The sequence below is a fragment of the Pusillimonas sp. DMV24BSW_D genome (assembly GCF_011388195.1).
Lineage (GTDB): Bacteria > Pseudomonadota > Gammaproteobacteria > Burkholderiales > Burkholderiaceae_B > Neopusillimonas > Neopusillimonas aestuarii.
This window is the reverse complement of sequence record NZ_CP049990.1, coordinates 1,258,980-1,271,534: the sequence shown is the minus strand read 5'-3', so window position 1 is coordinate 1,271,534 and position 12,555 is coordinate 1,258,980. Positions and strand designations below refer to the sequence as shown.

The following is a 12,555-nucleotide window of genomic DNA, read 5'->3' as shown; positions in this document are numbered from 1 at the left end:
AAAAATTTGCAAAAAAATACTCGAAAAAAGCAAGTGAATGCGATAGGATATCGTGTTAATACAACACGCATCCGTTGCAAACCCACCACGCTCTTTCTATTGCTGGCCAAGCACCCAGTTGAGGCTCTGTTGCGAGCTCCCTATTTTCTTGGCCCGCAAGCTTTCTTGCAGGGTTTGCAAACTGCATTAATACCTATTTTAAGCTTTGATTCGCGCACCTTGCGCTGGAACAAACCTTACCTGAAGCCGAATATGCCCAGAAAGCACGCAGACAAACCCACGCATCATTACATTACCGGTGGCCTTGTGCTTGTAGCACTAGGCCTTTTTGCCGCCGCCGGGGCACTGGCCGTCGTGAAGCCTATCAGCGAATCAACGCCGCCAGTATATCAAGCCCGCGAAACGCTCAGCCTCCCCTCCCCTTTCCCTGAGCCCGGCCAAATTGCCAATTCAGCGCCTTTTATCGATGAAACCCGCATTCAACCGGGCGATACCTTGGCTGCTTTACTGCAACGCCTGAATGTTCAGGAAGCCAACCTGCAGCAGTTCCTTATCCAGAACAAAGATGCACGCTCTATTTACAAGCTGTATCCCGGGCGTACGGTACAGGCTGCGCTGAATGCCGATGGCAGCATGAAATGGCTGCGTTACTACCACACTCCAGGCACCAAAGACAACGGTGAGTTCGTTTCAAAATGGCTGGAAATCCGCCCCGACAACGACAACGGCTTTGTGGCCCTTGAACTGGCGGAAGCCACCGAAACCCAAATGCGAATTGCGGAAGGGGAAATTGTTTCATCGCTGTTTGGCGCAACCGATGCCGCCGACATTCCCGATGCCATCACATTCCAAATGGCCGAAATTCTGGGCAGCAAAATCGACTTTATTCGCGACCTGCGTAAAGGCGATCGTTTCCGTCTGGTGTATGAAACCCATTCTCATCAAGGCAAGGAAGTGGGCTCCGGTCGTATTTTGGCGCTGGAATTCAACAACGGCAAAAAAACCTATGACGCCATTTGGTTCGAACCCGAAAATGGCTCGGGGGGCTACTATGATTTCGACGGCAAAAGCCTGAAAGGCGCATTCTTGCGCAACGCACTGAAGTTTTCACGCGTCAGTTCCAATTTCGGCAAGCGACGCCACCCCATTCACGGTAGCTGGCGCAGCCACAATGGGGTCGATTACGCCGCGCCCACCGGAACCCCCATCCATGCCACCGCCGACGGTGTTGTGCAGTTTGCCGGCAAACAGCGCGGCTTTGGCAACATTATTATTCTGAAGCACAAAAACAATATCACAACGTATTACGCCCACCAGCACCGTATTGCCAAAGGTGTTCGCAAGGGTACGCGCGTTGAACAGGGCCAACTGATTGGCTATGTGGGCTCTACCGGTTGGGCCACCGGGCCGCACCTTCACTACGAGTTTCGTGTGAACGGCAAACCGGTTGATCCCTTATCCATCGACCTTCCCGTTGCTGAAGCACTTACCAAAACTCAAATGGCGGCGTTCCAGTCGACGCTGGATAACTATCGCAACCACTTCACTTTACTGGCCGCACTGCAAGACGCAGGGCAAAGCGGTATCGACAGCGAAGTGCAGGTTGCCCAAGCTGGAAATAACTAAGGTTTGAAACCGGTGGCCGGGCATTTGTATATTGGCCTAATGTCCGGCACCAGCACCGACGGCGTCGATGCGGTGCTGGCGGATTTCGCCAACCCCTCCCAACCCAAGCTCATCAAAGCAATTGCGCTGGCCATGCCGCCCAGCCTTCGCACCACACTGCTTGCGCTTAACTCCCCCGGAGACAATGAACTGCATCGGGCGGCTGAAGCAGGCCTGGCGTTAGCAAAGCTTTACCACACCGCGTGCGTACAACTATTGCAGGCGACACATTTCACCGCAACCGACATCCGCGCAATTGGCGCCCATGGGCAAACCGTGCGACACCGACCCGACTTGGGCTTCACAATCCAGCTCAACGCTCCCGCCCATCTGGCTGAAGCAACAGATATCGATGTCATTGCCGACTTCCGCTCTCGTGATATTGCTGCGGGCGGGCATGGAGCACCACTGGTTCCCGCCTTCCATCAGGCGCTACTTTCGAATGCCACCCGACGCACAATCGTTAATCTGGGGGGCATCGCCAATATCACTCGACTACACCCGGGCAAACCCGTAACAGGCTTCGACACGGGGCCCGCCAATGTCTTAATGGACTATTGGTGTGAGCGCCATATGAAACAACCTTTCGACGCCCATGGGGCGTGGGCGGCGCAAGGCATTGCATCGAACGATCTGCTTGAATACTTAATAAGTAGCGAGCCGTGGTTTACGAAAGCACCGCCGAAATCAACCGGCCGTGATTTGTTTAACGCAAACTGGCTTACCCAGCGGCTGGAAGAATGGGCGGGCTCAAACAGTAACGTTTCTTTGCGCCCAGTCGATGTTCAGGCCACATTGTTGGCTCTAACAGCAAAAACCGTCGCCACTTCCATTGAGTGTTACGCATCCGCCACGCAAGAGGTATTAGTGTGTGGAGGCGGCGCCTTAAATGACACGCTGATGCAGGTATTACAAGCCCAATTAAAATGCCCAGTTCGAAGCACCTCGGAACTGGGCATAGATGCGCAACATGTAGAGGCTCTGGCTTTTGCATGGCTGGCTTGGGCCTATGACACAGGCCACAAAGCCGCTTTACCCGACGTAACGGGCGCGCGCCACTCCACTATTCTGGGCTGCCGCTACTACGCTTAACGCAACCTGCCTGACTTAGGCCGCAAACGAAGAGCCACAGCCACAAGTTGATGTGGCATTCGGATTGCGAATCACAAACTGAGCCCCTTCGAGATCGTCTTTGTAATCGATTTCGGCGCCAAACAAATACTGGAAGCTCATGGGGTCGATTAATAACTGCACGCCTTCCTTGTCGATTGCGGTGTCATCTTCGTTAATGACTTCATCGAACGTAAACCCATACTGGAAGCCCGAGCACCCACCGCCCTGCACGAAAACCCGCAACTTGAGTTCGGGGTTACCTTCTTCAGCCAACAGATCTTTTACCTTGGCTGCAGCTGCGTCTGTAAACACCAAAGGTGGTGGCGGGGTTTGCAAATCGACGGATTCAGTCACATTGCTCATTTGATACTCCAGTGCGGCACGTGCCGCGTTAATCATTCATGAACTTATCATGAAGTTTCATCGGTTTCGGATGAGGCATCGGGGCCGGAAAAGTTAACAGACCGGGAAACCCGAACCGCCCCTTCTTCAATAATATTCAGCGTAACAGAGGTAAGACTTAAACCTTCCGGCATACTTAACAAGCCTTCCAAACGCTGGAACTGGTCGAAGCTTACGGGAAGAGGCTGCGCAGCACTTGCCGCGACCGACCCTTCACCAGCCTGACCGGTTGCTGGGTTTAACGTTATTTTAACGCTTTCACCATTTTTTTCTCCATTAGCCACAAACTCAACATGGCCATTAAACTCACTGCCTGGCTGCGCGTTGCGTGTTAACAGTACACGATACGCCAGAAATGCGCCGTTCGGCTGGATACTAAGCGCTCGAATACTCACCGAACCGGACGGCCCAGGCGGCAAGAGCTGATCGTAAAAAGCCAACCGTTCATTCGCTTTGGCCAAGTCGCCCTGAGCACGCTGAATCGATTCTTCCAGGCTACGACGTGTACTCTGCTCTACCGACAACCGGCTTTGCAATGCCTCTTTCTCGGCGGCCAACTTGGACATGTCGTAACGCAGTTGGGCAACTGTGACATCGAAATCGGTTTGAAGGTTAGCGTACTGCTTGGCAGCCTGGCCCAACTGAATATGCTGACCCGCAGCAAAACCCAACCCCATGGCAACCACCCAAACCAGCACCCATGTGACACGCTGCCAAAACGCCCACCGTTTGGCGGGCCGACGTTTCCCCGCAGCGTTTGATTGATTGCTACCCATGCGAATTTCGACCGCCAAAAGAACAAAGAGTTCCGGCCCAATCCTGCTTAAACACGCTATGCGCCGGCCACATTACTAAGGCAAAACTGCCACCAGGCCCAAACCCGTTGTTTCAGGCAAACCAAACATGAGATTCATATTCTGAACCGCCTGCCCGGATGCCCCTTTCACAAGGTTATCCTGCACGACCAAAATAATAAGCTGGCCAGGATTCGGACGCTGCAGCGCAATTCGAAGCTGGTTCGAAGCGCGCACCGAACGCGTTTCCGGCGCGCTACCGGCCGGCATGACATCAACAAAGGGCTCACCAGCATAGTGTTGCTCGTACAAGGCCTGGAAGTCTGTGCTCTGAGCGTCGGGCTGCACACGCACGTAAATTGTTGAAAACATACCCCGTATCATGGGTACCAGATGCGGCAGGAAAGTAAGCTGCACGGCGCCCCCGGCAATCCCTTCAAGCTGTTCGGTGATTTCGGGGTGATGACGATGCCCGCCTACGCCGTAAGCCTTGAAATTATCGCTGGCTTCCGAAAACAAAGTAGGCACCGAAGCCTTGCGCCCTGCGCCGGACACACCCGATTTGCAATCGGCAATAATGTAGGAAGGGTCGATTAAGCCCTGCCGGCGCAACAACGGCAAAAGCCCGAGCACTACGGTCGTGGGATAGCAACCAGGATTGCCAACGACCCGCGCATTGGCAATTTTATCGCGATTTAACTCTACCAAACCGTACACCGATTCGGCAAGAATGTCAGGGCATGTGTGGGGCATGTTGTACCACTGCTCGAATGCAACCGTGTCTTGCAAACGAAAATCGGCGGCAAGGTCGATAATACGGACGCCATGATCCAGCAAGCTTTGGGCCTGCTCCATGGCAACCCCATGGGGTGTGGCAAAAAAGACAACGTCACACTGCTCAAGCGGCGATGTTTCAGGGGTGGTAAAGCAAAGGTCAACATGGCCACGCAAGTTAGGGTACATCTGCGCGACCGGCATTCCTTCCTCTTTGCGCGACGTAATTGCAGTGAGCTCAGCATTGGGGTGGCAAGATAACAAACGCAGCAACTCAACGCCGGTGTAGCCTGTACCACCAACAATACCCACTTTGATTTTTTTGCCGTTAACTGCTGACATGCTGAACCCCAAAAAAAGACAATAACGCCATTATGCAACGACGTAAACCCAATCTAAAAACCACCGCGACATTTTCAGCCTACCCCTGCATCAACCCGCCCAGGCCAGAATGCCAAAAGCCCCGGCGGCGCCAGGGCTTTTGTATTGGGAGGCCGGAGGGCCGCCCTGAAGGCACCACGAAAATTAACGCTTGCTGAACTGCTTGCGACGGCGGGCTTTGTGGAAGCCCACTTTCTTACGTTCAACTTCACGCGCATCGCGTGTTACCAACCCGGCCTGCTTAAGCACCGGCTTCAGCGTTTCATCGTAGTCGATGAGCGCACGTGTAATACCATGACGCACCGCGCCTGCCTGGCCGTTCTCACCGCCACCATGCACGTTGATGTGAAAATCGAACGATTCGAGATGGTTGGTAAGCTCGAGCGGCTGACGCACGACCATGCGGCCGGTTTCACGAGCGAAGTATTCATCAACAGGCTTACCGTTGACAACGATGTTGCCTGAACCTTTTTTCAAGAACACACGAGCGACTGACGTTTTGCGGCGCCCGGTTCCATAATTCCAATTACCGATCATGACCTGTCCTTAGATTTCGAGCGGTTTAGGCTGCTGAGCAGAATGGGGGTGCTCGGCGCCGGCGTAAATCTTGAGTTTCTTGGCCATGGCGTAACCCAGAGGACCTTTAGGCAACATGCCTTTCACGGCTTTCTGGAGAGCACGACCGGGGAAACGCTGCTGCATTTTCTCGAAATTGGTTTCGGTAATGCCGCCGGGATAACCCGAGTGACGATAGTAGCGCTTGTCGAACGCCTTGTTACCGGTAACGACAATATCGGCTGCGTTAATAATGACGATGTAATCGCCTGTGTCAACGTGTGGTGTGAATTCTGGTTTGTGCTTGCCGCGCAGGCGACGTGCAACTTCGCTGGCTACACGCCCAAGGACTTTACCCTTGGCATCAATCACGTACCAGTCACGTTTGACTTCATGCGGCTTGGCCACGAAGGTCTTCATGATGGTTCCTAAAAAAATAAAAAAACTGGGTCAAAGCGTTGTTCCTCGCCCGTACCCTTACCTAGAAAAGCCCACAATCATAGCATAAATTATTGTTTTTGCGTAACTATTGCTGCTTTGCCCGGTTCAGCGCGCGGCTCAGGTAACTATCGTAACTGCCCTCAGCCAGCCTGAACCAGGGAATGGTTTGATCTCTAAAGCCCATGTAATTGTCATACACCTTTTTGAACTGCGGATACTTGGCATTAAATTCGGCATACACTTCCTGCGCTGCGTCGTAACACGCATCGAGCACCTCAACAGGGAAAGCCCGCAACTCAGCCCCACTCGCCACCAGGCGCCGCAAAGCATTCGCGTTGTGTGCGTCGTAATCGGTTAATAATTGCTGGCCGGCATAACGCGAAGCCAGTGCAATCAACGATTGATATTGCTTAGGCAATTCTGCATACGCTTTCTCGTTCACATATAACGACACCTGGGCGGAGCCTTCCCACCAGCCGGGGTAATAGTAATACTTGGCTACGCGTTGCAAACTCAACTTTTCATCATCCAACGGACCCACGAACTCGACGGCATCAAGCGCCCCCTTTTCAAGCGAGGGGTAAATGTCGCCCGGCGAGATTTGCTGCGGAATAACGCCCACACGTGACAACACTTCGCCGGCAAAACCGGCCGTACGCATTTTCAAACCTTTCAGGTCGGCCACCGACTTGATTTCCTTTCGGTACCATCCGCCCATTTGGGTGCCGGTATTTCCCATGGGGAAATTCACGATATGCCGTGGCGCAAAAACCTCACGCATAAGCTTCAGGCCATCACCCTGATCCATCCAGGCGTTCATTTGGCGTGCATTCAAGCCAAATGGAACAGCCGTATCGAAACAAAGCGTAGGGTCTTTCCCGTAATAGTAATAAGAGGCGGATTGACCACAATCGACGGTACGATTGCCAACGGCATCGAGCACACCAAAACCCGGTACGACCTCGCCGCCGGGATACAAGCGTATAGTGAACTGCCCCCCGGAGGCCTCTTCAATCATTTTGCAAAAAACTTCAGCCGACCCGAACAAAGGCGGCAAACTCGGCCCATAGGTTGACGCCATTTTCCAACTGATTTTGGGGTTCTGCTGCGCCACCGCCGGCGCTGCAATGGCGGCTGTGCCTGCCACTGCACCTAACCCTGCCTTACTCAGAAAAGCACGACGTTTCATTTTGATTATTCTCCGAAAAATAAACGACGATGAATGGCACCCGTTTTACTGACCCGCCACGGACATGCGCTCAATAAGGATAGACCCCGTTGTTTTGGATCCTCTTGTGATTGTGTCGGCCCCGACCGCTGCAATTTGACGCAACATATCAGCCAGATTCCCGGCGATAGTGAACTCTTGCACCGCATGGGAAATTTCCCCATTTTCCACCCAGTAACCAAACGCGCCGCGCGAATAATCACCCGTTACATAATTCACGCCCTGGCCGATCAGTTCAGTAACCAGCAGGCCGGTTCCCAATTTGCGCAACATGGCACGAAAATCATCATTCGGGTCGGTAAGACGGGAAGACAAAACCAGATTGTGCGACCCGCCGGCATTACCGGTTGTTTCCATCCCCAATTTACGTGCTGTGTAGGTGGACAAGAAATAGCCATTCAACACGCCGCCGGTAACCACATCGCGCGCTGTGGTGCGTACACCCTCATCGTCGAACGGCGAACTGCCCATGCCACCGGGAATATGTGGATTTTCTTTTACGTCGAGATGATCGGCCATAACCGGCTTGCCTAATGCATCAAGCAGGAAACTGGCGCGGCGATATAGCGCCCCGCCGCTGGCGGCCTGCACCAAAGACCCCAACAAACCAACGGCCAAGGGCGCTTCAAACAAAACCGGGTATTTTCCGGTTTTGATACGACGCGCCGACAAACGCGCCAAACTGCGGTGGGCGGCATAACGCCCCACCTTCGACGCTTTGGCCAATTGTTTTGGATCACGCGATGCTGAATACCAATAATCGCGCTGCATATTTTCGCCTTGCCCGGCGATGGGCGCCACCGAGATGCCATGACGGGTGTAAGGAAAACCGCCCATGAAACCCCGCGTATTCCCCAAAACAAAGTGACCTTCGAACGTGCTTACCGACGCACCGTCGGTGTTGGTAATCAGCGGACTGACATCGCGTGATGCTTTCTCGGCCTTCAAGGCTTTTCGAACCGCTTTTTCGGTTGATAAATCCCAGGGCTTGTAAAGGTCCAGATCAGGATACTCAAACGCCAGGAAATCCGCCTCGGGCAACCCCGCCGCCGGGTCGGCAGCCGTGTACTTGGCAATATGCCACGCCGCATCGACGGTTTCCCTTAATGCTTTTCTGGAAAAATCGGATGTTGAGGCCGAGCCCCGCTGCGTGCCGGCAAACACAGTGACGTCCAACGAACGATCGCGGGTTTGCTCAACCGTTTCAATATCCTGATTACGAACAGAAACAGATAAGCCCCGCGTTTCAGAGACCTCGGCGGCGGCATCACTGGCACCCAGCGAGCGGGCGTAGTCGAGCGCTTCAGCCACCAGCTCTTGAAAACGGGCCTGATTCTTTTTAACCGGCAGATGGAAATTGGATTTTTTGCTCATTACATCCCTTCTTGTTTAACGCAGTTATCATATCGCTAATTCCACGATCTTATCTTTTACCAGGCATGACAAACGACCCCGAAACATCTGAAAGCGAATACGACCGCCCCAGCAAATCACAGGTCAAGCGTGAAATGCACGCACTGTTAGACCTGGGCAAACAATTGGTCGACCTTTCCCCGGAACGCCTGAAACAGTTACCGCTATCGGAAAAGCTGCTTGAATCGATTCGGCTGGCGCAGCGTATCAATAGCCGCGAAGGCCGACGACGACAAATTCATTATGTCGGCAAGCTCATGCGTGACGCCGACGCCGACGCCATTCGACACCAACTTGATGTATGGGAGAATGGCTCGCGCGAAGAAGCAGCGGCCATGCATCAACTGGAAGCCCAACGTGACCTGCTTCTGAAGGACGACCAGGCTCTTACAGAGTTACTTACCGAATACCCACAAGCCGATGTTCAGCACCTGCGGGCGCTGATTCGAGCAGGGCGAAAAGAGCAGGAAACAAACAATAACCTGCAACCTGGACAAGCGCCCAAGCGCAAGCATTATCGGGCGTTGTATCAAGAACTGAAAACACTGCAGCAAACAAACTCCTGACTTTTCAAAGCACGACCTAAATATAAACAGCACAACACGCCATGACTGATTTCACCACCCAACTAGAATCCATTGAACTCGAAACAGGCAAAGAACCAACCCATGTTGTCATCTGGCTACACGGTCTGGGCGCCGACGGCAACGATTTCGCTCCCATCGTGCCGGAACTAGGTCTGGCGGCCAGCCCACAAATCCGCTTTGTCTTCCCGCATGCACCCGTTATCCCCGTTACCATTAACCAAGGCATGCAAATGCGCGCCTGGTACGACATTAAAGACAGCAGTATCGGTCGTCGGGAAGACGAAGCCGGCATTCGGCAATCAGAACAAATCATCCGCGCGTTGATTGCGCGCGAAAATGCGCGCGGCATCCCAACCGGAAATATCATGCTGGCAGGGTTCTCGCAGGGCTGCGCCATGACACTGCAAACGGGCTTGCGGCTGGAAGAAAAGCTGGCGGGCTTACTGTGTCTTTCCGGTTATCTGCCTTTGGCCGAAACGGTCGAGGCGGAACGCCATCAGGCCAACCAAACCACACCCATTTTTATGGCGCACGGCACACAAGACGCGGTAATTGATATTGAGCGCGCGAAAGCATCATGCACGCAATTACAACAACTGGGCTACAACGTTGAATGGAAAACCTATGGCATGCCTCATTCAGTATGCCTGGAAGAAATTCGCGATATCGCCCAATTCTTCGCGCGCCATTTTGCCCAAACCTAAGCGATTCAGACCAGACCCTACACTATAACGACAGCCACACACGACGCAAGGTGGGGTCATCCTCATCAATATCGTTCTGAAAGCCCATGCGTGTCATTAACCCAAGCATGGGCCGATTCGCCGCCAGCACAAACCCCTCAATGTAATCAAGATGCTGATCGCGAGCCACTTGCAACAAGCCTTGCAGCAGCTCTTTACCCAACCCATGTCGTTGCCAATTGTCGGCAACCACCAAAGCATATTCCGCACCCCGGCCGTCGGCGTTCCGCAAATAATGCGCAAAGCCAATAATCTCTTCTTGCGGATGCCCCCGATGTTCAGGATTGGGTAACTGTACCGTTGCCACCAACGCCAATTCCCGATCGTAATCAATCCGGGAATAGCGCGCCAGCATGCTGGGCGTCAGTTCGCGCAACATGGAAACAAAACGCATGTAACGTGACTCATCGGAAAGCGCACGCACAAAACGTTGCAATGGTTCTGCATCTTCCGGCCGAATGGGGCGCATCAACCAGGGCCGGCCATCGGCAAATTGCTTTTCCTGCACCAACTGACGTGGGTAAGGGTGAATAGCCATATGGCCATACCCCGATTGCTCCGGCAAAGCCGTCAAGCACGAAGGTGCCACGTCAATGTGCACCGACTGCGCAAACAGGCGCGTATTTCCGGCCCACAGGGGGTCAATAAGAATATGTTGAATCTCGGGCAGCATGCACACCATGTCGGACAAGCGCTCAAGTGCGTCCTCCAGGCTTGCCTGGGCAGCCGGACTAATCTGATGTCGTAATGCGCGCCGCCACACCACACTGCGCTCGATAATTTGCCGGGCCAAAAAACTGTTAAGTGGAGGCAAATCAACCGCCCTGTCGCGCGACGATATAACCGTGCGGCCGCCGGAACCAAAGTTAATGAACGGCCCATACTGCGCATCGTGCCCAACACGAATCGCCATGGGCACATCGTCGACATGGCTTAACCCGGGGAAATCGTCGTGCGTCGAAAGTACTTCAACCGGCACGTCGAAACAGGCCAACAGCTGAACACATTCCTCAAACTCAAGCGTGTTTCTTTGCGCTTGCAGCACAGCCTTGATCAATCGGCGAGCCTGATCGACTTGAGGGGGTTGATTCAAAGGCTCAGGGGGCAGCGTTTGTTGCGACAAGACCTGGTTGTAATGATAGGTGGCCAGTACACCAAAGGCATTTATCGCCGCCTCCGGCGTACGAAACGACGGAATGCCGGCTTCATCGAGCCGGTGTCGCAAAGGGCGCATGGTGGCCTCGCCCATTAAACACGCCATAACCGGTTTCGCCGCACTGGCGGCAGTATGGGCCAATTGCGCAACAACGGCTGCCATATCCACCCGTTGGTCGGGCGCCAGCAAAACCAGAATACCGTCGACACCCACATCGGTTGTTAAGGACGTTAAAACCGTTCTCATGGTTTCCGGTGTGAGTGCCACACGTGTTACCACTGGATTGGCAACCTGTGCCGCATCTTCCAGCGACTCCGCCAACGCCTTTTGCGTTTGCAACGACAACTCAGCCCGTTGTACCGCCGCGGCAACCCCCATAATGTCGAGTGCAAGCTGCGGTGGCCCACTGCCATTGGATACAACCGCAATGCGCCGGCCTTTGGGGCGTACAGGGCTTCTTAATACCTTAATGGCTGAGAACAACTGCACAAAATAAGGGATGCGCACCGCGCCGGCGCGCCGCAACAACGCATTGAATACGGCATCGCTTTCCGAGTTGGGATTGCGTGACCCGCCGCCCGCTTTCAACACCACCACCGGTTTAACGGCGGCCGCCGCACGCAACGCACTGAACAACGCCCGCGGCGACGGCATATGTTCAAGATAAACCGCAATACTGTCGGTTCGGGAGTCGGTGGCCAGATAATCTAGCAAATGGGCCAGCGTCAGATCGGTTTCGTCTCCCATGGATGCCACCGTGGAAAAACCCAGATTTGCATCGCGCGCCCAATCGAGCACGGCGCTGACAATGGCCTCCGATTGCGACACTAAAGCCACTTTCCCCGGCAACGCCAGGTCGGCGGAAAGGCTGGCATTCAAACCAAGATGGGGCCGCTGGATACCTAGTGTGCGGGGCCCCAGCATGACGCAATCATGTTCACGTGCCCACTGAACACAAACCGCACAGTCTTGACCCGGCGTGGCGGAAGGCGATGGTGGAGAAAGCACGATAAGTGCACGAGGGCGATACCGCTCCAAAGCATTCAATGTTTTGGGTAACGCGTGATATGGCAGCGCCAAAACGGCCAAATCAAGACGCCGCCCCGACGGTACGCCGGCCAAATCTTGCGGCCACTGCACAGGAGCTGAGTCTGACCAAACAACATGCGTTTGATGGCGCGCCAAACGCCCCAGCGAGGCAATTGTTTTCATGGGAAGCGTGGCAGGCCCCACAACCAGCGCTGAAGCGGGATCAAACAAGGCGGCAAGGCGATGACGAAGCATGACGAAGGAAGCTTACTTT

Annotated in this window: 12 protein-coding genes; 4 read left to right on the top strand and 8 right to left on the bottom strand. The window is 54.1% G+C overall.

Going from position 1 to position 12,555, the window contains the following annotated elements; genetic code table 11:
• Positions 1 to 33: 33 nt before the first annotated feature.
• Positions 34 to 1,626, top strand: a complete 1,593-nt coding sequence (locus G9Q38_RS06150) for a M23 family metallopeptidase (RefSeq protein WP_370523885.1) — start codon at positions 34 to 36, stop codon at positions 1,624 to 1,626.
• Positions 1,627 to 1,638: 12 nt separating this feature from the next.
• Complete coding sequence (locus G9Q38_RS06145; protein ID WP_166132331.1) at positions 1,639 to 2,757, top strand: anhydro-N-acetylmuramic acid kinase; 1,119 nt, start codon at positions 1,639 to 1,641, stop codon at positions 2,755 to 2,757.
• Positions 2,758 to 2,772: 15 nt separating this feature from the next.
• On the opposite strand, the gene erpA is transcribed toward G9Q38_RS06145, so the two are convergent.
• The 7 genes from erpA to pmbA form a co-directional block, all read right to left on the bottom strand.
• Positions 2,773 to 3,141: an iron-sulfur cluster insertion protein ErpA gene (erpA, locus tag G9Q38_RS06140; protein ID WP_114421370.1), complete on the bottom strand. Its 369-nt coding sequence runs from the start codon at positions 3,139 to 3,141 to the stop codon at positions 2,773 to 2,775.
• A 47-nt stretch (positions 3,142 to 3,188) separates the two neighbouring features.
• Complete coding sequence (locus tag G9Q38_RS06135; protein ID WP_166128916.1) at positions 3,189 to 3,956, bottom strand: DUF6776 family protein; 768 nt, start codon at positions 3,954 to 3,956, stop codon at positions 3,189 to 3,191.
• Between the two features lie 75 nt (positions 3,957 to 4,031).
• Positions 4,032 to 5,090 carry an N-acetyl-gamma-glutamyl-phosphate reductase gene (gene argC, locus G9Q38_RS06130; RefSeq protein ID WP_166128914.1) on the bottom strand — a complete coding sequence of 353 codons (1,059 nt, stop codon included), beginning with the start codon at positions 5,088 to 5,090 and terminating at the stop codon, positions 4,032 to 4,034.
• Positions 5,091 to 5,273: 183 nt separating this feature from the next.
• Positions 5,274 to 5,666, bottom strand: a complete 393-nt coding sequence (rpsI, locus tag G9Q38_RS06125; RefSeq protein ID WP_114421238.1) for a 30S ribosomal protein S9 — start codon at positions 5,664 to 5,666, stop codon at positions 5,274 to 5,276.
• A gap of 9 nt (positions 5,667 to 5,675) precedes the next feature.
• Positions 5,676 to 6,104, bottom strand: coding sequence for a 50S ribosomal protein L13 (rplM, locus tag G9Q38_RS06120; RefSeq protein ID WP_166128911.1), 429 nt, complete (start codon positions 6,102 to 6,104; stop codon positions 5,676 to 5,678).
• A 106-nt stretch (positions 6,105 to 6,210) separates the two neighbouring features.
• Positions 6,211 to 7,314, bottom strand: a complete 1,104-nt coding sequence (locus G9Q38_RS06115; protein ID WP_166128909.1) for a TRAP transporter substrate-binding protein — start codon at positions 7,312 to 7,314, stop codon at positions 6,211 to 6,213.
• Positions 7,315 to 7,359: 45 nt separating this feature from the next.
• Complete coding sequence (gene pmbA / locus G9Q38_RS06110; RefSeq protein ID WP_166128906.1) at positions 7,360 to 8,727, bottom strand: metalloprotease PmbA; 1,368 nt, start codon at positions 8,725 to 8,727, stop codon at positions 7,360 to 7,362.
• Between the two features lie 65 nt (positions 8,728 to 8,792).
• On the opposite strand from pmbA, the gene yjgA reads away from it, so the two are divergent.
• Both yjgA and G9Q38_RS06100 read left to right on the top strand, forming a co-directional pair.
• Positions 8,793 to 9,332: a ribosome biogenesis factor YjgA gene (gene yjgA, locus G9Q38_RS06105; protein ID WP_166128903.1), complete on the top strand. Its 540-nt coding sequence runs from the start codon at positions 8,793 to 8,795 to the stop codon at positions 9,330 to 9,332.
• Positions 9,333 to 9,373: 41 nt separating this feature from the next.
• Positions 9,374 to 10,057 (top strand): alpha/beta hydrolase, encoded by a 684-nt coding sequence (locus tag G9Q38_RS06100; protein ID WP_166128901.1) that lies wholly within the window; start codon positions 9,374 to 9,376, stop codon positions 10,055 to 10,057.
• Between the two features lie 22 nt (positions 10,058 to 10,079).
• On the opposite strand, the gene G9Q38_RS06095 is transcribed toward G9Q38_RS06100, so the two are convergent.
• Positions 10,080 to 12,536: a bifunctional acetate--CoA ligase family protein/GNAT family N-acetyltransferase gene (locus G9Q38_RS06095; RefSeq protein ID WP_166128898.1), complete on the bottom strand. Its 2,457-nt coding sequence runs from the start codon at positions 12,534 to 12,536 to the stop codon at positions 10,080 to 10,082.
• Positions 12,537 to 12,555 lie beyond the last annotated feature (19 nt).

Excerpts from the sequence above, each read along its gene's own strand:
- G9Q38_RS06135 (WP_166128916.1), bottom strand. The coding sequence starts at position 3,956 with ATGGGTAGCAATCAATCAAACGCTGCGGGGAAACGTCGGCCCGCCAAA.
- G9Q38_RS06095 (WP_166128898.1), bottom strand. The coding sequence starts at position 12,536 with ATGCTTCGTCATCGCCTTGCCGCCTTGTTTGATCCCGCTTCAGCGCTG.
- pmbA (WP_166128906.1), bottom strand. The coding sequence starts at position 8,727 with ATGAGCAAAAAATCCAATTTCCATCTGCCGGTTAAAAAGAATCAGGCC.
- yjgA (WP_166128903.1), top strand. The coding sequence starts at position 8,793 with ATGACAAACGACCCCGAAACATCTGAAAGCGAATACGACCGCCCCAGC.
- G9Q38_RS06115 (WP_166128909.1), bottom strand. The coding sequence starts at position 7,314 with ATGAAACGTCGTGCTTTTCTGAGTAAGGCAGGGTTAGGTGCAGTGGCA.
- erpA (WP_114421370.1), bottom strand. The coding sequence starts at position 3,141 with ATGAGCAATGTGACTGAATCCGTCGATTTGCAAACCCCGCCACCACCT.
- rplM (WP_166128911.1), bottom strand. The coding sequence starts at position 6,104 with ATGAAGACCTTCGTGGCCAAGCCGCATGAAGTCAAACGTGACTGGTAC.
- rpsI (WP_114421238.1), bottom strand. The coding sequence starts at position 5,666 with ATGATCGGTAATTGGAATTATGGAACCGGGCGCCGCAAAACGTCAGTC.
- G9Q38_RS06100 (WP_166128901.1), top strand. The coding sequence starts at position 9,374 with ATGACTGATTTCACCACCCAACTAGAATCCATTGAACTCGAAACAGGC.
- argC (WP_166128914.1), bottom strand. The coding sequence starts at position 5,090 with ATGTCAGCAGTTAACGGCAAAAAAATCAAAGTGGGTATTGTTGGTGGT.